This is a genomic window from Microcystis sp. BLCC-F210, assembly GCF_042134685.1.
GTDB classification, from domain to species: Bacteria; Cyanobacteriota; Cyanobacteriia; order Cyanobacteriales; family Microcystaceae; genus Microcystis; species Microcystis aeruginosa_D.
The window spans coordinates 2,217,514-2,238,110 of record NZ_CP169647.1 but is presented as its reverse complement, the minus strand read 5'-3'; the positions used below and the strand labels follow the sequence as shown (position 1 = coordinate 2,238,110).

Annotated in this window: 16 protein-coding genes; 12 read left to right on the top strand and 4 right to left on the bottom strand. The window is 41.3% G+C overall.

Going from position 1 to position 20,597, the window contains the following annotated elements; translation table 11 throughout:
- The first annotated feature begins 240 nt into the window (after window positions 1–240).
- Window positions 241–1,008 (top strand): ABC transporter ATP-binding protein, encoded by a 768-nt coding sequence (locus tag ACE3JL_RS10785; RefSeq protein WP_150975551.1) that lies wholly within the window; start codon window positions 241–243, stop codon window positions 1,006–1,008.
- A gap of 154 nt (window positions 1,009–1,162) precedes the next feature.
- Here the strand turns inward: ACE3JL_RS10785 and ACE3JL_RS10780 are convergent, their stop codons facing one another.
- Window positions 1,163–1,384 (bottom strand): hypothetical protein, encoded by a 222-nt coding sequence (locus ACE3JL_RS10780; RefSeq protein ID WP_271989582.1) that lies wholly within the window; start codon window positions 1,382–1,384, stop codon window positions 1,163–1,165.
- A gap of 209 nt (window positions 1,385–1,593) precedes the next feature.
- Here ACE3JL_RS10780 and ACE3JL_RS10775 point away from each other — a divergent pair, with 209 nt between their 5' ends.
- The 9 genes from ACE3JL_RS10775 (at window position 1,594) to ACE3JL_RS10735 (ending at window position 13,513) form a co-directional block, all read left to right on the top strand.
- Entirely contained in the window at window positions 1,594–2,394 is an 801-nt protein-coding gene (locus tag ACE3JL_RS10775) for an HpsJ family protein (protein WP_375329451.1), read from the top strand.
- 1,139 nt (window positions 2,395–3,533) lie between these two features.
- Window positions 3,534–4,265: a sugar transferase gene (locus ACE3JL_RS10770; protein WP_045361591.1), complete on the top strand. Its 732-nt coding sequence runs from the start codon at window positions 3,534–3,536 to the stop codon at window positions 4,263–4,265.
- Window positions 4,266–4,950: 685 nt separating this feature from the next.
- Window positions 4,951–6,342: an NAD-dependent malic enzyme gene (locus ACE3JL_RS10765; protein ID WP_375329450.1), complete on the top strand. Its 1,392-nt coding sequence runs from the start codon at window positions 4,951–4,953 to the stop codon at window positions 6,340–6,342.
- A 31-nt stretch (window positions 6,343–6,373) separates the two neighbouring features.
- Window positions 6,374–7,108 carry a D-alanyl-D-alanine carboxypeptidase family protein gene (locus ACE3JL_RS10760; RefSeq protein ID WP_375329449.1) on the top strand — a complete coding sequence of 245 codons (735 nt, stop codon included), beginning with the start codon at window positions 6,374–6,376 and terminating at the stop codon, window positions 7,106–7,108.
- A 285-nt stretch (window positions 7,109–7,393) separates the two neighbouring features.
- Window positions 7,394–10,969: a HEAT repeat domain-containing protein gene (locus tag ACE3JL_RS10755; protein ID WP_375329448.1), complete on the top strand. Its 3,576-nt coding sequence runs from the start codon at window positions 7,394–7,396 to the stop codon at window positions 10,967–10,969.
- Between the two features lie 610 nt (window positions 10,970–11,579).
- The gene (locus ACE3JL_RS10750) at window positions 11,580–11,720 is read left to right on the top strand and encodes a DUF6888 family protein (protein WP_371413466.1); all 141 of its coding nucleotides are present in this window, start codon (window positions 11,580–11,582) and stop codon (window positions 11,718–11,720) included.
- Window positions 11,704–11,907 carry a hypothetical protein gene (locus tag ACE3JL_RS10745; protein WP_375329447.1) on the top strand — a complete coding sequence of 68 codons (204 nt, stop codon included), beginning with the start codon at window positions 11,704–11,706 and terminating at the stop codon, window positions 11,905–11,907. Before ACE3JL_RS10750 ends, ACE3JL_RS10745 begins: the two co-directional genes overlap by 17 nt.
- A 42-nt stretch (window positions 11,908–11,949) precedes the next feature.
- A complete protein-coding gene (locus ACE3JL_RS10740) occupies window positions 11,950–12,753 on the top strand; it encodes a HEAT repeat domain-containing protein (RefSeq protein WP_375329446.1) in 804 nt (267 codons plus the stop codon).
- Entirely contained in the window at window positions 12,737–13,513 is a 777-nt protein-coding gene (locus tag ACE3JL_RS10735; protein ID WP_375329445.1) for a HEAT repeat domain-containing protein, read from the top strand. Before ACE3JL_RS10740 ends, ACE3JL_RS10735 begins: the two co-directional genes overlap by 17 nt.
- 19 nt (window positions 13,514–13,532) lie before the next feature.
- On the opposite strand, the gene ACE3JL_RS10730 is transcribed toward ACE3JL_RS10735, so the two are convergent.
- The 3 genes from ACE3JL_RS10730 to ACE3JL_RS10720 form a co-directional block, all read right to left on the bottom strand.
- On the bottom strand, window positions 13,533–13,640 hold the full coding sequence (locus ACE3JL_RS10730) for a hypothetical protein (protein ID WP_271926155.1): 108 nt from the start codon (window positions 13,638–13,640) through the stop codon (window positions 13,533–13,535).
- Window positions 13,641–13,789: 149 nt separating this feature from the next.
- Complete coding sequence (locus ACE3JL_RS10725) at window positions 13,790–16,576, bottom strand: cation-translocating P-type ATPase (RefSeq protein WP_375329444.1); 2,787 nt, start codon at window positions 16,574–16,576, stop codon at window positions 13,790–13,792.
- 258 nt (window positions 16,577–16,834) lie between these two features.
- Entirely contained in the window at window positions 16,835–17,941 is a 1,107-nt protein-coding gene (locus tag ACE3JL_RS10720) for a hybrid sensor histidine kinase/response regulator (RefSeq protein WP_271988305.1), read from the bottom strand.
- Window positions 17,942–18,518: 577 nt separating this feature from the next.
- On the opposite strand from ACE3JL_RS10720, the gene ACE3JL_RS10715 reads away from it, so the two are divergent.
- Both ACE3JL_RS10715 and ACE3JL_RS10710 read left to right on the top strand, forming a co-directional pair.
- Window positions 18,519–19,562, top strand: coding sequence for a DNA cytosine methyltransferase (locus ACE3JL_RS10715; protein ID WP_375329443.1), 1,044 nt, complete (start codon window positions 18,519–18,521; stop codon window positions 19,560–19,562).
- Window positions 19,563–19,838: 276 nt separating this feature from the next.
- Window positions 19,839–20,591: a hypothetical protein gene (locus tag ACE3JL_RS10710; RefSeq protein WP_375329442.1), complete on the top strand. Its 753-nt coding sequence runs from the start codon at window positions 19,839–19,841 to the stop codon at window positions 20,589–20,591.
- Window positions 20,592–20,597 lie beyond the last annotated feature (6 nt).

The window sequence follows — 20,597 nt, the reverse complement described above, 5'->3', positions numbered from 1 at the left end:
TCAGTGCAATGTTGGCTCTTCTAGGTTCTGTGTGATCTCGCGTAGCGAGCGCGTTGCGACCAGTTCAACTTACATGGGATCGATCTTTGTGTCCTCTGTGTCTCTGTGGTTCCTTGCCACTCCCTCGCCCGCAAGACTGTATCTTAGAATACATTTTACCCACCAAATCCAAGAGAACCCAATGCTTACTTTCAATAGTCTTGATCGAGTAAAATCGACTAATTTAATCTATTAACAAGAATGAAAGCAAATTTATTAGAAGTGCGGGGAGCCACCCGTCGATTTGGGGGATTAGTCGCTGTGGATGGAGTTTCCTTTCAGGTACAAAAAAACGAGATTTTTGGCTTAATTGGACCCAATGGGGCGGGAAAAACAACTTTATTTAATCTGATCACCGGTTTAATTCCCCTATCCAGTGGCGATTTAATTTATCAAGGCTGCAGTCTGGCCAACTATCGTCCTCATCAAATTGCTCAGGCAGGAATTGCCCGTACTTTCCAGAATTTACGCTTATTTGGTGAATTATCGGCTTTAGAAAATGTGGCGATCGCTGGTCACATTCACAATAGCTCCAATCTCTGGACAGGAATTTTAGGTTTACCAGTTTCGAGAAGGGAGGAGGAAAAAACCTACAAAAGAGCAGGGGAATTATTAGATTTAGTCGGATTAACCGACCAAAGCAATCGGAAAGCCCGTAATTTAGCCTATGGTGATCAAAGACGCTTGGAAATTGCCCGCGCTTTAGCTTTGCAACCCCAGTTATTACTGCTCGATGAACCAGCAGCCGGGATGAATCCCAGCGAAAAGGGGGCATTAAGTCAGCTAATTCGACAAATTCGTGATGATTTGGCTTTAACTGTCCTGTTAATCGAACATCATGTGCCTTTAGTGATGGGATTATGCGATCGCATGGCAGTGTTAGATTTCGGTAAGTTAATCGCTTTGGGAGATCCAGCCACAGTTAGGAGCAATACTGCGGTAATTGAAGCTTATTTAGGGGATGAGTAAGGATTTTCGATACAGCAGTTATCTCAGTGGTGAGACAGGAAGTTTTTGTTTTGGGGAGTCGGTCGTCGATTGACCCCAAAAAGCGATCGCCAAGTTGAAGAAAATTTAACCATGTCCAAAAGCGATCGTCTTAATCATCAGTGTTTTTGAAGGGTTACGCTGTGCTATCGGCAATCAGCGATCGCATGACCATTTCATAAAGGGTGGTGGACTGAATGGATGTTTGGCAAACCACTTGCGCGCACCCTTGATGAGAAAGCGGTGAAATCCATGATTTGGAATGACCTTTTTGGCCTCGCTTGGCTGCTTGACCCCTCCCTGAACGGTTACGAAAATTGTATTCCTTGAGGGGGATAGATAAGTTTATCGATACCATATTGAGGTAATATTTCTAGAGTCGATTCTCGAAAGGGGTTGACAAGCAGAACGATTTAACGTAGGGTTTAGCGGGAGGTTGACCAAAAGTTAATTAGAAATTGCAGTTTGTCAGAGTGCCTCTCGGCAAAATTCTCCCGCGAATCCCCAGGGAGAACTTTTAAACAGACTAATGAATCTATTCATTGATATACCATTACAGAAACAGCGATGAACAGCTTTACTTCTTTGTCCCTGAAATTAACGGGATTTGTTTTCATTATTTCCTTCCTTTTGGATGCGTTTATCCTACCGATGCCCTATCGATTTAATCAATCCCAATGGCAGGTAGGTTTCGTCACCACCTTTGTCGATCGAGGAATTGTTCCTCTTCTGGGTATTGTTCTCGTTTTGCTCGCTTACTGGATTGACGCTAACAATAAAGATATCATTCCCAGAAAGTCACGCTTTGAATTCCGTTGGCCACTCTTTATTTTTTCTACACTGTTAGGCTTAGTTTTTCTGTTGATGATTCCCGTTCATATCAATAATACCAACCAGATTAAAAACAACGCTTTGACTCAAATCGAACAGGGTGTTGACCAAGGAGAGGGACAAATTCAGGCTTTCTTAGCCCAGTTAAATACTCTATCCCAAAATCCCCAATTATTAGAACAGCAGATCTCCCAGAGAAATCAAGTGATTGAAAGTGGCAGTTTCCAAGGGCAACCGATCAGCACAGAACAGTTACAGAGTCTCCGTCAACAAAGGGAACAATTAACTAATTTACGGGATTTGTCCAAAAAACCGAAGGAGTTTAAACAGCGCTTAGATGAGATAAAAAATCAGCTACAAACTCAGCTGCAAGATCGGCGAAAACAGGCAGAAAGCCAAGCTAACTTAGAAGCTTTGAAACAGTGGTTAAGAATTGGTATTCAAAGTATGTTGCTATCGATTGGCTATAGTTTGATCGGTTGGTTAGGCATTCGAGAACTAAGTAGTGTGAAAAAACGTACTGCACCGTCTAAGTAGGCGATTTATCCTAATGCTGAAGTGTAAAGTTGTCGTTTGCGAGACTCAGACTTCGAGAGTCAGGAGAGGCACAAACACAAGAGCATAATTCATTCTTAGGATTAAAGCTGTAACTACTTAAATATTCAACCACAGGGCATCATTTACTGATGCCCTTTTATTTATTAAATCTCTAATACGAAATACTGTTTAAAAGATATAGGAGAGAGGGAATTATGAATTATGAATTATGGCTCTTCGTTACTTGGTATGGTTCGATATACTGTTTAAAAGATATAGGAGAGAGGGAATTATGAATTATGAATTATGAATTATGGCTCTTCGTTACTTGGTATGGTTCGATAGGGGGCATAAATCGACTAAATCCTTATCTGGCAAGGAATTTAATTGATTAGTTCGCTTTAGATCAAAAGCAATTGACAAAAATCGCCAAATGCCTTTGTATATAAGGGTTCCATCCCTTATAACCCCCGTCCATTGCATAAGACAAACCGAAGAACCTGAATTATGAATTGGAGGCTCTCTTGGATTTAGTGGGCAAAATGTATTTTAAGATACATTTCTTCTAGCCAGGAGGTGGAACGAACCACAAAGACACAAAGGATACCGATCCTATGTAATACTAAATCCGTTGAACATAGGCTACTTATAAGAACAGGCAAAAAGCAAAGGAGAGAATAAATAATCAGTTTTTAATAACCAGATTTAGCATAAGTTAAACTTATCACACAGAACCCAGAAGAGCCAGTTGGGAAGTGGCAAGAATAAATATAGCAATTTCCCTAGTTGTGAGGTACAAAGTCTTAGGTTTTGAGCAGTCAGAAGTCAGGAGTTAAGATTTTGGTGTACCTCATGAGATTGGGAAACGCTATAATAAAGAATCTCCTGACTTGAGAATAGAAGCTGAAATAAGGCAAATTCGTCAATCAGAATATTTTCATGCTTGGGGGTGCCAACTTTAACACCGGGACCGACTCCTAATCATAGCAACAAACTTTTTTAGCAAACCCCAATCAGAAATCTTATCAGTACAAAGGCTCTAAAATGGCCAGTGCCAGTTATTTAACCAAAGACTTGTTTTTTCAGTCTTGTGGCTTTATCATAGTTAATGTGTGGTGTGTGTGATGTGAAGGAGTAAGATGACTGCTAATAGCCAACTTATCTCCGTCAAGGCTCTACAAGCTTTGATGAAGCGAGGGTTCAAACCCTCGGTCTCTGGTAGACGGCATCAAAAATCTTGGTTAATAGCTTTAGACGGCGATACCTCAAAACGATTATTCGATATCGTTTTCTCCCTATCGGTTCTAATTTTCTTTTCGCCGCTTTATTTAATTTTAGCCTTATTGATCGCGATTAGTTCCCCAGGTCCGGTCTTCTATGTGCAGAAGCGCGTCGGTCAAAACTTCCAGCATTTCAACTGTATCAAATTTCGTACTATGGTGATGGATGCGGATAAGGTGTTAGAGAGACTGATGGAAGACTCTCCCCAACTGCGGGCAGAATTCGAGGATAATTTCAAGCTTAAGGACGATCCCCGTATAACTTGGATTGGCAAATTTCTCCGCTTAACCAGTTTGGACGAGTTTCCCCAATTCTGGAACGTCCTGCGGGGAGATATGAGCGTCGTCGGTCCGCGGCCTTTAGTTCCCGAAGAATTACAGAAATATGGCAATCGCATCGACAAAGTTTTAACTATTCGTCCTGGTTTAACTGGTTTATGGCAAGTTTCTGGACGTAATGACATCCCCTATCCCATGCGGGTACAAATGGATGTGTATTACGTTAATTCCCGTAATTGGTTAACCGATATCTGGGTAGTCTTCAAAACTATCGGTGTTGTGGTTTTTCCCAAGAACAATGGCGCTTACTAAAACAGTTCACAGTAATTAAAAATTACTCGCTAGACTAGAGGAGAGAAAAGCAGAACTTGCTTTTTTCTCCTCTTTTTTCGGGAAAGATTGCCAATACATACTAAATCCTTTGGCTCTCTTAGTTTGGTGGGGAAAATGTGTTCTAATAAGTACCTAAGCAAAATTAATTACACATATCTAACCCCCTCTTGCCTTTTGCCTCTTGCCTTTTGCCTATCTTTACTAGGAAATTAATTTTGCACGACTACTTACTAAATCCGTTGAGTACAGGCTAGTTATGAGGAGAGGCACTCATGCAAGAGGCAAAAGGCAAAGGGGAATAAATAATCAGTTTTTAATAACCAGATTTAGTATAAGATACAGTGCTGCTGGCGAGTGCGTGGAACGAACCACAAAGACAAAAAGGACACAAAAATCGCTCGATCCTATCTAAGTTAAACTTATCACACAGAACCTAGAAGAGCCAAATTTGCTTTTAATAGTGTGATTAACTCCCAAGTTATCGATTGTTTCTCCCCACACCCCACACCCCACAACTTTTAAAAAGAATCTAGTTTGACTCACTCGCTCCCACCAGCATTATGACCACAGAGATCATAATAGCTACAGAAACTGCGCGATTAGATACCAAAGTCCCCCACAGATAGAAGATAATCAATATTTATCAGTATTGGAAGCCTTCAGCATGGTTCATTTAACGCCCAATCCTAGCTATAGTTTAAGTCTCAAGATAGAAATCCCCAATCAAGCGGGAACCTTCGCTTCTGTCCTCAATGCGATCGCCGATGTGGGGGGGAATTTAGGGCAAATTTCTCTGATCGAACGCAATTTAAAGATTAGCACCCGCGAGGTGATGGTTGATGCCGCTAGTACCGACCAAGCGGAACAGATTATCGCTGCGGTTAAAGCTCTACCAGATGTTAAACTTCTCAAAGTTTCCGATCGCACCTTCGATCTCCATCGTCGGGGTAAAATCTCCATTGAGAGTCGTATTCCCCTCACCTCCCAGGATGACCTGGCCATGGCCTACACCCCCGGAGTTGGTCGCATCTGCACCGCTATCGCCCACCAGCCAGAACAAGTGTACTCATTGACCATCAAGGGTAACACCGTCGCTGTAGTGACCGATGGTAGCGCGGTATTAGGATTAGGAAATCTCGGGCCAGAGGCTGCCCTACCAGTAATGGAAGGGAAAGCGATGTTATTCAAGGAATTCGCCGGAATTGATGCTTTTCCCATCTGTTTAGCCACCCAAGACCCCGAAGAAATCATCGCAACCGTCAAAAGAATCGCTCCGGTTTTTGGGGGTATTAACCTAGAGGATATCGGCGCTCCTCGCTGTTTTGAAATCGAGAAACGTCTGCGAGCGGAATTAAATATTCCCGTTTTCCACGATGATCAACATGGTACAGCGATCGTTTCCCTGGCTGCCCTGATTAATGCCCTCAAATTGGTCAAAAAATCGCTTGATACAGCCAAAATCGTCATTAATGGTGCAGGTGCAGCGGGTATCGCCATCGCTAATCTCTTTAAAACCGCAGGAGCTACAGATATAACCCTCTGTGATTCCCTTGGCATCCTCTCCCAAAACCGGGACGATTTAACCCCAGAAAAACAAGCTTGGGCCGTGGCCGCCAGTGGTAAGCTAGGGGATGCTCTTAAAGGCGCTGATGTCTTCTTGGGAGTGAGCGCACCGGGGGTGTTGACTCCCGAAATGGTCAAGGGAATGGCTAAAAATGCGATCGTGTTTGCCATGGCTAATCCCATTCCCGAAATTCAACCGGAATTAATCAATGATTTGGTGGCCGTGGTAGCTACCGGACGCAGCGATTATCCCAATCAGATTAACAATGTTCTCGCTTTCCCCGGATTATTTCGCGGGGCCCTAGACTGTCGCGCTAGGGCAATCACCGATAATATGTATCTGGAAGCGGCCAAAGCGATCGCTTCTTTGATCACTCCTGCTAATCTCGATCGAGAGAATATTATTCCCTCGGTTTTTGATGGTCGTGTAGTTACGGCTGTGGCCGCCGCCGTTCAACACGCTGCTCGTCAAGATGGAGTGGCCGGGGAATAATGTAATTATCGTGCAGGAGGGTAAGTGAACCGTGAAACCGATCGATGATATTCCCGAAGCTTTGCGGGACAGCCAGTACAGAAAAACTACTAATCCTAATGGTCTCATAGCGATCGCAAGCGGTTTACTTGCTCTGGTGGGAACCGGCCTAATTGCCATAGCAGTCTTGAATCGTCCCCCTGCTACCGTAAAAAAACCGGTTATTAACCCCTCCCCCCTGATTAAAGCCACTCCTAGCCCGATTGAGAACATTCTAGGTCATTTACCCTATCAAGAGGCCCCAGAGACGGAATTAGCCCCTATTACTGGGGATGGTGCTATGCGTTTAAGGAAAGCAGCAGCCAAAGCTTTTATCCAGATGCAGAGTGACGCGAGAAGGTCGGGGGTGATTTTAATGCCGATTTCCGCATTTCGATCGAAAGCAACCCAAGAAAAGCTCTTTTTTGAAGTTAAAAAACAACGCAATCAGGAAACCCGCAAACGAGCAGAAGTGAGCGCACCTCCGGGTTACAGCGAACATCATACCGGTTATGCGATCGATATTGGCGATGGTCGCGCTCCCGCCACAAATTTAAGTAGCAGTTTTGCTAATACTGCCGCTTTTCGTTGGTTGCAAAATAACGCTGCCCAGTATAGTTTCGAGTTATCTTTCCCTGAAAATAATCCCCAGGGTATTAATTATGAACCCTGGCACTGGCGTTTTGTCGGGGATAGTCACAGTTTAGAAACTTTTTATAAGGCCCAACAATTAGGAAAACAAAAATAAGATAACCTCTACTCCGATTCTATCTTGTAAGTCATGAACAAATTTTCTTAGCCTACAATTAAAATACTAGAAAGTTGGCTCTTCTAGGTTCTGTGTGATCTCGCGTAGCGAGCGCGTTGCGACCAGCTTAACTTACCATAGGATCGATCTTTGTGTCCTCTGTGTCTCTGTGGTTCCTTCCACTCCTCGCCGGCAAGAATGTATCTTAGAATACATTTTACCCACCAAATCCAAGAGAGCCGAAAGTTTAATCAGGGTTTCTTCTCGAACTAACAGACAGCATCAATGATTGACTGGACTCCCTATCTCAAATCAATCTCGGAAAAGTACGCCCAGTGGGAGACATTTTACACCCTCACGGACGTAGAGGGAAAAACACGCCCGTCGAAAACTGCACCTTTGCTAAAGGATTTGTGGGTACAGACGATTGAAAAAGAACCAGAAAACCCGCAAGAAAGACCAGAAAGACCAGAAAAAACCGAAATATTCACAGTTTTAGATGGTTTACGCAAGTATGCCGCTAATCACGTTCACGTTCTTTTAAAAGGTCGTCCCGGTTCAGGAAAATCGACCGCTTTAGCCAGATTGTTATTAGAAGAATCTGTAGGGGCGCAAAGCTTGCACCCAAATCAACAAAATCAGGCTAAAATCATTCAAATTCCCATTCTCATCGAATTACGCTTGTATGAAACCTCAATTCTTGATTTAATTTTACAATTCCTGAAACGCCATAAATTAATTATTGATAGTAATACCCTAGAAAGTTGGCTGTTAGAAAATCAGAATTTTAGACCGTTATTATTATTTGATGGTATCAATGAATTACCCTCAGATACTGCACGACAGAATTTAAAAAACTTTCGCCAGCAGTATGCAGAAATCCCGATGATTTTCACCACAAGGGATTTAGGCATCGACGACTTAAACATTGAAAAAAAGCTGGAAATGCTTCCCCTGACTGAACCACAGATGCGGGATTTTGTCAATGCCTATTTGCCTGAAAAAGGCGAAGAAATGCTTAAACAGTTGGGAAATCGTCTCAAGGAATTGGGAGAAACTCCCCTGCTTTTGTGGATGCTTTGTTCAGTTTTTGATGATAATCAGAACAAAATTCCTGCTAATTTGGGCTTAGTTTTCCAGATTTTTACAGGAATTTATGACAAGAAATTAAAAGCAGATGTTTCTACTTACCAAGAATCGCGAGATTGGTGGCGAGAATTGCTGCAAGTGTTAGCTTGGAAAATGACGCAAGGGGAGTCAAAAACCGAGATTCAGGTGGCTATTTCCCGAACAGAAGCAGAGGAAGAATTAAGCAAATTTATCAAAAATAAAGGATTCCCAGAATATTACAGTAAGCAGTGGTTAAAGGATTTACTGAAATATCATCTAATTCACCTAGAAGGTAATGATAAAATTGCTTTTCGCCACCAACTGATTCAAGAATATTACACGGCTGAGGAATTAAAGAAAAAGTTACCCCATCTCAGGGATGAGCAGTTACAGTGGGACTATTTGAATTATCTCAAATGGACGGAACCTATGGCGTTGCTGTTGGGGTTATTGGATAATGAAACCCAAGCAAAACGGGTGGTTAAATTAGGGTTAGAGATTGATTTAAAATTAGGAGCGAGGTTAGCAGGAGAAGTCAACTTTAAGTTTCAAAAGCAGACAGTGGGGTTAGTGCTTGGGTTGGATGTGCCGAAACGGTTTAAGGTGGAGTTATTGGGATTAACAAAGTCTAATCAAGTTGTTAATGAGTTACTCAAGGCTTTAAAAGACTCTGATGAGGATGTTCGTGGGAACGCAGTCGAGGCTTTGGCTGAGATTGGCACAGAAACAGCCATTGCGGGATTACTCAAGGCTTTAAAAGACTCTTATTTTTCTGTTCGTTGGAAGGCAGCCGAGGCTTTGGGTAAGATTGGTTCAGAAACAGTCATTCCGGGATTACTCAAGGCTTTAGAACACTCTGATGAGGATGTTCGTAGGAAGGCAGCCGAGGCTTTGGGTAAAATTGGCTCAGAAACAGTCATTCCGGGATTACTCAAGGCTTTAAAAGACTCTGATAAGTATGTTCGTGGGAACGCAGCCGAGGCTTTGGGTAAGATTGGCTCGGAAACAGCGATTGCGGGGTTACTCAAGGCTTTAAAAGACTCTGATAAGTATGTTCGTGGGAACGCAGCCGAGGCTTTGGGTAAGATTGGCTCGGAAACAGCGATTGCGGGGTTACTCAAGGCTTTAAAAGACTCTGATAAGTATGTTCGTGGGAACGCAGCCGAGGCTTTGGGTAAGATTGGCTCGGAAACAGCGATTGCGGGGTTACTCAAGGCTTTAGAAGACTCTGATGAGTATGTTCGTAGGAACGTAGTAAAGGCTCTTGTTGAAATCGACTCGGCATCCACTATTGATGCTTTAATTGAAGCCTTAGAAGACCCCGATGATGATGTTCGTTGGAATGCGGCAGAGGCTCTAGGTAACATCGGTTCAGAAGCAGCAATTGATGGGCTAATTAAAGTCTTAGAAGACCCCAATGGTGATGTTCGTTGGAATGCGGCAGAGGCTCTAGGTAACATCGGTTCAGAAGCGGCAATTGATGGGCTAATTAAAGCCTTAGAAGACCCCGATGATAATGTTCGTTGGAGGGCGGCAGAGGCTCTAGGTAAAATTGGTTCAGAAGCGGCAATTGATGGGTTAATTAAAGCCTTAGAAGACTCTGATTATGATGTTCGTGGTAATGCGGCAGAGGCTCTAGGTAAAATTGGTTCAGAAGCAGCAATTGATGGGCTAATTAAAGCCTTAAAAGACCCCGGTGATGATGCTAGTAGGAACGCAGCCGAGGCTTTGGGTAAGATTGGCTCGGAAAAAGCCATTCCGGGGTTACTCAAGGCTTTAGAAGACTCTGATTGGTTTGTTCGTAGGAACGCAGCCTTCGCTTTGGGTAACATTGGCTCAGAAACAGCAATTCCAGGATTCCTCAAGGATTTAGAACACTCTGATGAGTATGTTCGTAGGAAGGCAGTCGAGGCTTTGGCTAAGATTGGCTCGGAAACAGCGATGACTGAACTTATCAAATGCCTGAAAAATCCTGATTTTGTCACATTAAATAATGGCGATACTCTCTTTCAAGCTAGAAAAGCACTAGACACAATTCAAAACAAACTTAAATACTATCACCCCCTCTCCCAACCCATGAATCAACAAGTTTACATCTCCTACAACTGGCAAGAAGACAGCAACGAAATGGCTAATCAACTCGTCCAAGCTTTTGCCGCTAAAGGAATTGAGATTATTCGGGATAAAACCCACACCAGCTATAAAGACTCCATCAAAAACTTTATGCGGCAAATTGGACGGGGGAAATGTGTCGTCGCCGTCATCAGCGATAGATACTTAAAATCAGAAAACTGTATGTTTGAATTAGTAGAAATTGCCAGAAATGGTGACTTTTATCAAAGAATATTCCCGATTATTTTACCAGATGCCAGAATTTATAATGACTTCGAGCGCATAGACTACCTGAAATATTGGGAAGACGAAAAAGCAAAACTACAAGCAAAATACAAACAACTTGATTTAGTTAACACTAATAGTATCATGGCGACATTAAACTTATATGATGAAATCAGGGGCAATATTGATAATCTAACTAATATTCTTAAAGATATGAATACTCTCAATATCGACTTACACCGCCAATCGGAATTTGCAGATATGATTAAAGCAGTAGAAACTAAACTTGCAGAGGATAGTCAAAAATTATCTAATCAATCTCCAGTCAAGTCAGAATCTAAATATACTATCCATGCCAAAAACGTCCAGATTATTGAAAAAGGTGATGGACAGATTCAGGATTCTAGTTCGTAGTTGTGCTTAAGCGGGTGCGTCTCAGATTTGCAGAAATACCGAAAACTTTTCGCTTTAAAAGGCGAGGTTTTAAACCCAATTTTTTTGATAACTGTTAATTGCTGACATGACTAAATATCTAAACATTACTGAAACAGGACAAAAGCTGGTTGAATGGTCTGAGCAAATGACTGACGAACCTATTATTATTACCAAAGAAGGTCAACCCATTATGGTTGCCCTGAATTACGCTCAAATTGAATCTTGGTTTAGAAGACAAAGAGTTTGCCGAAATCCTATCTGAAGCAATTCAACAGGATCAATCAGGACAAAGAATTACTTGGGAAGATGCTAAAAAACAACTCGGTTGGTAACTGCTAAACCAATAGGTTCTTGCTGAATCGTCAGATATACACCTATTACTTTTTCAGAGATAGCCAGTTTTGGAGAGGATAGTCAAAATATTCCTAACTCTACTACAAAAACCTCGTCCTCATCATCTACTCAATCTCAAGGACTGTAGGATGCTATACTTCTCACAGGGATAAACTGGTAAATTGGAGGAAAAATCCATCAATAATGATACCCACCCCCCCAACAGATGCTTACTTGCCTTAGAATGTGTTAAACCCTGTCTAATTTCTATACCGATATTCATCTATTTCGCTGTGATGAAAAACGCAAGGAGATTTATATACTAGCAGGTGAAACTCTTAGCTTTATCATATTAACTAACGGAAATGTGGAGTTTGAAGATGAATCATCAACCTGATTTTTGCCAAATGTCTCGCCCCGAATTAAGAAAATATGTCCTCTCCCATCGAGAAGATGATGAAGCCTTAAGAATTTATATGGATAGAATGCGAACTGAACCAGGTGTAACTCGATTTACTCTGACTCCTAGTCAAGAAGACATGAAAAAATTAGAAAAATTTCTCAGGGGAAAAATGGATAAATAAAGTTAATTTTTCTTACCAACTAATCACCAAATAGAAAACAATATGATTAAAATTAATGAATATACCAAAATCGCCATTAGCTCCCTCTCTAAAAAACTAGATGATAACCACCCCGAAATTCGCGCTAAAGCGGCTGAATCTTTGGGTAATATTGGACATGAAACAGCCATTCCGGGGTTACTCAAGGCTTTAGAAGACTCTCATTGGAGTGTTCGTATGAAAGCAGCCGAGGCTTTGGGTAATATTGGCTCGGAAACAGCCATTGCGGGGTTACTCAAGGCTTTAGAAGACTCTTATTTTGAGGTTTGTGGGTACGCAGCCGAGGCTTTGGGTAAGATTGGTTCAGAAACAGCGATTGCGGGGTTACTCAAGGCTTTAGAAGACTCTCATTGGAGTGTTCGTATCAAAGCAGCCGAGGCTTTGGCTAAGATTGGCTCAGAAATAGCCATTCCGGGGTTACTCAAGGCTTTAGAAGACTCTGATGAGTATGTTCGTATGTCCGCAGCCGAGGCTTTGGGTAAGATTGGCTCAGAAATAACCATTCCGGGGTTACTCAAGGCTTTAGAAGACTCTGATGAGTATGTTCGTACGTCCGCAGCCGAGGCTTTGGGTAAAATTGGCTCGGAAACAGCGATTGCGGAGTTACTCAAGGCTTTAGAAGACTCTAATAAAGATGTTCGTAGGAACGCAGCCGAGGCTTTAGGTGAAATTGGACTAGAAGAAGCTATTCCCGCTTTAATCAATGCCTTATCCGATGAAGAAGATAGCGTTCGTTTCAGTGCCACCGATGCAATCGGTAAAATTGTTTCTCGTTATGACTTAACCCAAAATGGCACTCAAGCCTGACAATTTACAGCTAGTTATTGAAGCCTTTTCCAAAAGGCTAAAACATTCCGATGCTCAAATGCGAAAACAAGCCGCTGAATCTTTCGGAAAAATGGGTAATGAATCAATAATAGCCATTCCGGGGTTACTCAAGGCTTTAGAAGACTCTGATGAGTATGTTCGTATGTCCGCAGCCGAGGCTTTGGGTAAGATTGGTTCAGAAACAGCCATTCCGGGGTTACTCAAGGCTTTAGAAGACTCTGATGAGTATGTTCGTATGTCCGCAGCCGAGGCTTTGGGTAAGATTGGCTCGGAAACAGCAATTCCTCTCCTATGTCAGGCCTTAGAAGCAGAAAATGATCTCGATGTTCAATCCTCTATTATGGATGCTATAGTGTTAATAAATAACTTAACTTCAGAAACACCTATGTCAGAAAATACTCAAGGCTCTAAATACAACATTGTTCAACCGCAAAACGTGCAGATTATTGAACAGGGTGATGGCATTATTCATAATTACGCCACACCCCAAAATTTAGCCGAAGCCGCCCAAGAAATCCAACAACTTATCAGCCAACTCACCCAAACTTATCCCACTAATACCGAAGTTGAAAAACAAACTTTTGTCGCACAATTTGACGCAGAAATCCAGAAAAATTCCCGCCTAAGAAGCATTTTAGTCACGGGAGGAATCGAATTAATTAAAATTCTCTGTCCTCCCCTCGGTATTCCCATTGAAATGGGTAAAAAATGGCTAGAAACTGCCAGTTTAAGTGAGTAAATAGAGCATCTCAATCTTATTAGTTAGAAACGATTAGATCAGAATCACCGCTTATAATACAGGTCGCTTGACTATCTATATCTAGTTCTAAATACTGATGATATTTTTCATCTCTACAAACCTTGATTTTCTCTTGAAGGTATCGATAATAATACTAAATCTGGTTATTAAAAACTGATTATTTATTTTCCCTTTTGCCTATACTCGTAAGTCACCTATACTCAAGGGATTTAGTATCAGTTTACTGTTTACTGAACAATGAAAAAAGCTCCCTGATTATCGCCGATGATACCAACGGGTAAATAACTTTTCTAACTCTACCCAAACGAATAACAAGGTGCTAAATCCCAAACAGATTAATAATTCTTCTTTAGTTAAAAATTGAGTACCGAAGAAATCCCGCAGAGCAGGAACATAGATTAACATCAGTTGAAAAATTGTCGTCAGGGTTACTGCTACCCAGAGATAGGGATTAGTCAAAGGATTCATTTCTATGGTAAGATGATCGCTCGATCGCACGGAAATGGCATGACCCATTTGAGCTAAACAGAGAGTAGTAAAAACCATAGTTTTCCATGAACCAGTATTACCAAAAAGCGGATCCAAGCGCACAGCGATCAACATTTGAGTGATATTAATAATCGAAAAAATAATCCCAATTCTCACAATATAACTGCCCAAACCGCGAGCAAAAATACTTTCTTGGGGACTAAAAGGAGGGCGACGCATAATATTAGGAGAAGCGGGTTCCACTGCCAAAGCTAAAGCAGGTAAACCATCAGTAACTAAATTCATCCAGAGAATTTGTAGGGGAGTGAGAGGAGTAGCTAAACCCAAAAGAGGCGAAGCAGCGATAGTAATCACTTCCCCGATATTACTGCCGAGAATATATTTAATAAAACTGCGAATATTGTTATAAACCACTCGCCCTTCTTCCGTGGCAGCGACGATGGTGGCAAAATTATCATCGAGGAGAATCATATCACTAGCCTCTTTGGTGACATCGGTGCCAGCGATTCCCATGGCAATGCCGATATCTGCTTGTTTCAAGGCCGGAGCATCATTCACCCCATCTCCGGTCATAGCAACAAATTTACCCTTTTTTTGCAAGGCGCGGACAATAGTTAATTTATGTTCGGGAGAAACACGGGCATAGATGTTAGTTTTGTCAATGAGGTTTTCTAGCTGAATTGGTGATAATTTATCTAATTCTCGCCCTGAGATCACTAAAGCTCCCGCTTGGGCAATACCAAGACTTTTAGCCACCGCTAGAGCAGTTAATTGATGATCACCGGTGATCATAATCAGACGAATTCCCGCTTCTCGACACCTAGTCACGGCGATTTGTACCTCCGGTCGCGCTGCGTCGATCATACCGACCATTCCTAACCAAATTAGCTCATCTTCGCTGATTTCAGTTGATTCTGGTGGATAAATTAGTGTTTTATAGGCTAATCCTAAGACTCGCAAACCCCTGTTAGCCATAGCATTGTTAGCGACTAAGACTTGTTCTTTTTCCCTATCCCCAAAAGGAAGACTTTCTAATCCCGATTGGTAGGAGAGACACTGTTCAAGGATTAATTCCGGGGAACCTTTGGTAAATAGTACGGTATTGACTCCTTGACAAATGACCGACATTCGCTTTCTTTGAGAAGAAAAGGGGATTTCAGCGATTCTAGGGAACTCTTGCTTGGTTAAGGATAAATTTAAGCCCGCTTTCGCCCCTAAAACTAATAAGGCTCCTTCCGTGGGATCGCCTAAAATGCTATCGTGACCGTTATCGAGGTTTAAACTGGCATCGTTGCAGAGGACACTGGCAATTAAGAGATGATGTAATTCTAGATCGGTTTTGGGATCGATCTCCCGTTGCTCGGTGTCTAAAAATTGTCCTTTTGGGCTATATCCTTCCCCAGTAACTAAAAAACTGCGATTAACCGTCTCTATCTCCCGTACAATCATTTTATTTTCCGTTAGCGTCCCAGTTTTGTCGGAACAGATCACATTAACGGAACCGAGGGTTTCTACTGCTGGCAGTTTACGAATCAAGGCCTGACGTTTGACCATGCGTTGAGTACCTAGGGCGAGCGTTAGGGTGATAACTGCGGGTAATCCTTCCGGAACGACGGCTACTGCCATACTAAGGGAAACTTCGACTAATTCCTCTAGGGCCGACCAACCGGCATTGATCAGGCCGATGGTAATAGTCAGGGCAACTAGAATGAGAGAACCAGCAACAAGGACATTGCCCAAGTGAGTCATTCTTTTTTGGAGAGGAGTGGGTTCATTGCCGACTGTTGCTAACATTTGAGCGATTTTGCCTAATTCCGTTGTCATCCCCGTATTGGTAACGATGACCTTGGCCCGGCCTTGCAGTACCTCTGTTCCAGTAAAGACGAAATTTAAGCGATCGCCAAGGGGAGTATCCCTGTCTAAGGGGTCAATGGAGGCGGATTTATTAACACTATTTGCCTCTCCTGTCAAGGCCGATTCGCGAATTTGCAGGTTAAAAGCTTCGATAATTTGGCCGTCGGCGCTGATTTGGGTTCCCGCTTCAATCAGCATGATATCCCCGGGGACGAGATTAACCGCGTCTATTTCTCTGCGTTGACCCTCGCGGATAACATTAACCTGGGGAGAGGAAAGTTTTTTTAAAGCGGCCAGAGCTTTTTCGGCGCGACTTTCTTGCAGATAGCCGAGGATACCATTGAGGATGACAATTGTTAAGATAGCGATCGTATCTTTGAAGGGAACACCAATTTTAGCCAGATGACCGCGCTGCAATTCCAGTAAATCCAGTCCTCCGGAAATTATGGCCACGGCAATTAAGAGGAGGAGCATAATATTGGTAAACTGATCTAGGAGAATTTGCCAATTACTGCGCCCTGGACGTTCTTGTAGTTCATTTTTGCCATAATATTTAATTCTTTGGGCGATTTGCTCCCTATTGAGGCCATTAACAGCCGAACTACCGAGGATAGATAGGGTGGTTTCCACCGGATAGGTATGCCAAGGTTGTTGCAAGTTAAGTCTAGAATGGGCAGAATAGTAGGCATTAGCGGCCATGGCAAGTGAAGATAGTTGATCTAAATAGATCTTAGCCGTTTCTTTCCCTGGTAACAGGAAAAAACAAATGTTTAAACTGGCTCTTCCTGCTCATAGACAGTCTTAACGAGTAATGTAGATAAGTAGCTGTTTATAATTAAATTGAAGATAGATACCCCCTGCCCCCCTTGATAAGGGGGGTGCCGATAGGCGGGGGGATCCCCACTTGATAAGAGGGGTGTCTGAAAGTTTTTAACATCTACCTACTTAGTCAATAGCTTAGTAGGGTAAAGTAAACCAAAATTGTGAACCTTTTTCATCATTATTCATAATGCCAATTTCACCCCCGTGAGCATGGATAATTTGACGACATAGATATAAACCGAGTCCTAAACTAATCTGATTGTTATTATTGCCTCGTTGATAGCGATCAAATATTTTTTTTCTCTGGGTTTCGCTAATTCCTACCCCATTATCGGCAATGCTGCACCAGAGATAATTACCTTCTAGTCTAGCCGATAAAGTGATAATTATTCCTTGGGGATTGTGTTTAAGAGCATTAGCTAATAAATTCTCAAAAACTCGCCAGAGATGGTGATCATCGGCATTCACTAAGGGTAAATCGGGGGGGAAATTATTAATTAAAGTTGCTTGATTTTCCTTTAATCTTAACTCCCATTCCTGACTGATTTGTTGACCGATTTCGTAGAGAGATAAAGGATTTAGTTCTAGGGAAACTCCCCAAAGATCATTCTGTCGGGTTTCGACGAGAGAATCAATTAAAGTTAATTGTCGATCGCAACTGTCGGCCATCTGTTGTAAAATCTTCCGGGATACTTCTTTAGTTTCTCCCTGAGAATTTTTAATTAAATTATTTAAGATCATTGACATCCCGATCACAGGATTGCGGAGATCGTGAGAGACAGCATGAAGATAAATTTCTAAGGTTTCCTCAGCTTTTTGACGTTCTTTAATTTCGTTTTGTAGTTGTTTTTTTTGACGGCAAATAGTTAATTGATTTTCGATGCGTGCCATCACTTCTTCCCCTTGAAAAGGTTTAGAAATATAATCGACACCTCCCACTTGAAAAGCTTTGACTTTATCTAAGACATCATCAAGAGCGCTGATAAAAATCACGGGAATTTCTCTGGTTTTTTCATCAGCTTTTAACTGTTCACAAACTTGATAACCATTGAGATCTGGCATATTAATATCGAGGAGGATCAGATCGGGAATTAGCGATCGCACTGTATTCAGGGCCATCTGTCCATTAATCGCTTTTCGTACCTGATATCCCTTCTCAGTGAGCATAATCGACAATAGACGCACATTATTGGGCAAATCATCGACAATTAAGACACTAGGACGCGGTGTGAGTTGATTCATGCTGGTTATCTTACTAATACTAAAATCCTGTTTAAAAGATATAGGAAAGTGAGGAAGTGGGAAGCGGGGAGAAACAATCCATAACCTAGGAGTTAATAATACTATTAAAAATGGATTTGGTATAGCTCAAACTACTCAAATCAAGTGTACAAAAAAACAGACGTATAAACATACGCTCGATAGGAAATTACAGCAGTTATCTTAATGGTGAGGTAGGAAGTTTTCGTTTTGAAGAGTCGGTCGTCGGTCGTCTTGATCAGAAAAGCTGTTAGAATAGTTATTATTTGCTCCCTGCGATCGCTTAACATAATTAATTTTCGAGAGTTCAAAAATAAAAGAGCAAGAGAGGTCATGGTTTCTGGGTTGTACTTGTTAAGGGTATCTTCCTTATACTACACTTGTCATACCAATCTGTTTAGTATTGGGGAAAAAATTATGCGGACAGGGGAGATGGGGAGATAGGGAAGGGGAGAGATGGGGAAGTGGCCAGAAAGATTCGAGCATTTATACTAAAATGTAAGATAGCCAATTTAATATCGTCTCAGGGATCAAAACGAAAGCTTAGAATAGAGAAAATATGTGGACTTTTATTGATTTATTTGCTGGTATAGGAGGATTTAGAATCGCCCTAGAGAATCTCGGTTGTCAGTGCGTTTTTTCTTCGGAAATTGATCCTTACTCCCAAAAGGTTTACTTAGCTAACTATGGTCATTTACCCGATAATCAAGACATCAGAAAATTAGAGGCAAAAACTGTCCTAGATCATGATATACTCTGCGGAGGTTTTCCCTGTCAAGCGTTTAGTATCGCTGGTAGAAAACACGGTTTTGAAGATGCACGCGGCACCTTATTTTTTGAAGTTGCCCGGATCTTACACGAAAAGAAACCGAAAGCTTTTATCTTAGAAAATGTTCAGGGTTTAGTCCATCACAATGGAGGTAAAACTTTAAAAACTATTTTAGATATATTAGAAAAGGATTTGCATTATTTTGTCCCTAGTCCCCAGATTTTAAATGCCAGATATTTTGGGGTTCCTCAAAACCGTCCCCGAATTTTTATTGTCGGTTTTCGAGAGGATTTAAATATTTACCATTTTTCCTATCCTCAACCAACCCATCAAGAAACTTGTCTTAAAGATATCTTAGAAGAAAAGGAGGTCAGCGTTAAATATTATCTCTCTAATCAGTATTTAGAAACTTTGTTTAAACACAAGGATAGACACGAAAATAAAGGTAATGGGTTCGGTTATGAGATTATTTCTCCCAATGGTATCGCTAATGCTATTGTGGTGGGAGGTATGGGAAAAGAAAGAAATTTAGTTATCGATCAAAGACTGACTAATTTTACTCCCGTTACTCGCATTAAGGGAGAGGTAAATAAATTATTCGTCCGCAGAATGACTCCCAGAGAATGGGCAAGATTACAGGGATTTCCCGATAGTTTTCAGATTGTTGTTAGTGATGTCCAAGCTTATAAACAGTTCGGTAATTCTGTGGCTATTCCCGTGGTAGAAGCGGTGGCAAAAGAGGTGATTAAAACTTTAGATTTATCCAGAAATTCTCAAGAAAATATCAGGGTTAAAGACCTAGAGGGAAAACAATTAGAGTTATTGTCAATCTGAGGAACAATAACAATTTTTTCTAGGGGTTTGGGTATAGGACAGCGTTGCTTATCAAGATGAAGTATAACCTAATTTGGTGTGGACGACCAACCACTGGCCTTCCAAAACCAAAACTTCCTATCTCACCGTTAAGATAACTGCTATAATAATATAGCGGTTCTCGCATCTGTGCGGCACACTTAAACCTTTGCTGATTAAGCTGTTCACAATCGTGAATGTACCTCTTGTGAATCAGAAACGCTATAGTTAATTATTTAATCAATGCGATTGCCGTTTATGCTGAAGTCTGACTGGATTAAATTAATCAATGCTATTCGTCTCCGAAAACTTAATTATCAGGGTAAAGATGGTGAATTTAGTTATCGATTCTTTTACCAACAAATATCAGATTTTAGAAGACATTTAGAAGACGATAAAAATATCACTTTCACTCTACAAAAATCTGGACTGGAGTTTTCTGGCAAAAATAATAAATTTTCTTTGACTTGTTTTTATAACTATGAAATCCCCCCCCCACTTAATCAGCAAGAAACCTATCAGTTTGAGCAAGTGTTAAAAAGGTCAATTGATGACATTTTTTCTGATCGTATTTGCACTGGACAAAGCGATTCTAAACTGACCATCTCTTTCAATATTTCTTATGGTACAGATAACTTCTTTTACCATGCTGGTTTTTATGCCGCAGCTTTTCTATATGCTTTTGATGTCAAAGAACCAAAAATGCAGTTAATCGATCAACAATGGATAGTAATTGATGAAAAACTAGGCTACTTAGATTTTGTCACCTATTTTAGCTATCCAAAAGCTATTCCTATCAAACTGTCTATCCCTAAAATTATCGATTTAAAAACTACATCAAATTTTCAATTAGCAGAAGGAGTAGAAATCAACGATTTAAAAACCACATCAAATTTTCAATTAGCAGAAGGGGTAGAAATCAACGATCAATATAATACTAATTATCAGCAAGCTTCCCAATACTTAGATGAGATCAGAAGGGAAATTAAAGACGGTTTACTTGACCAATAATAACGT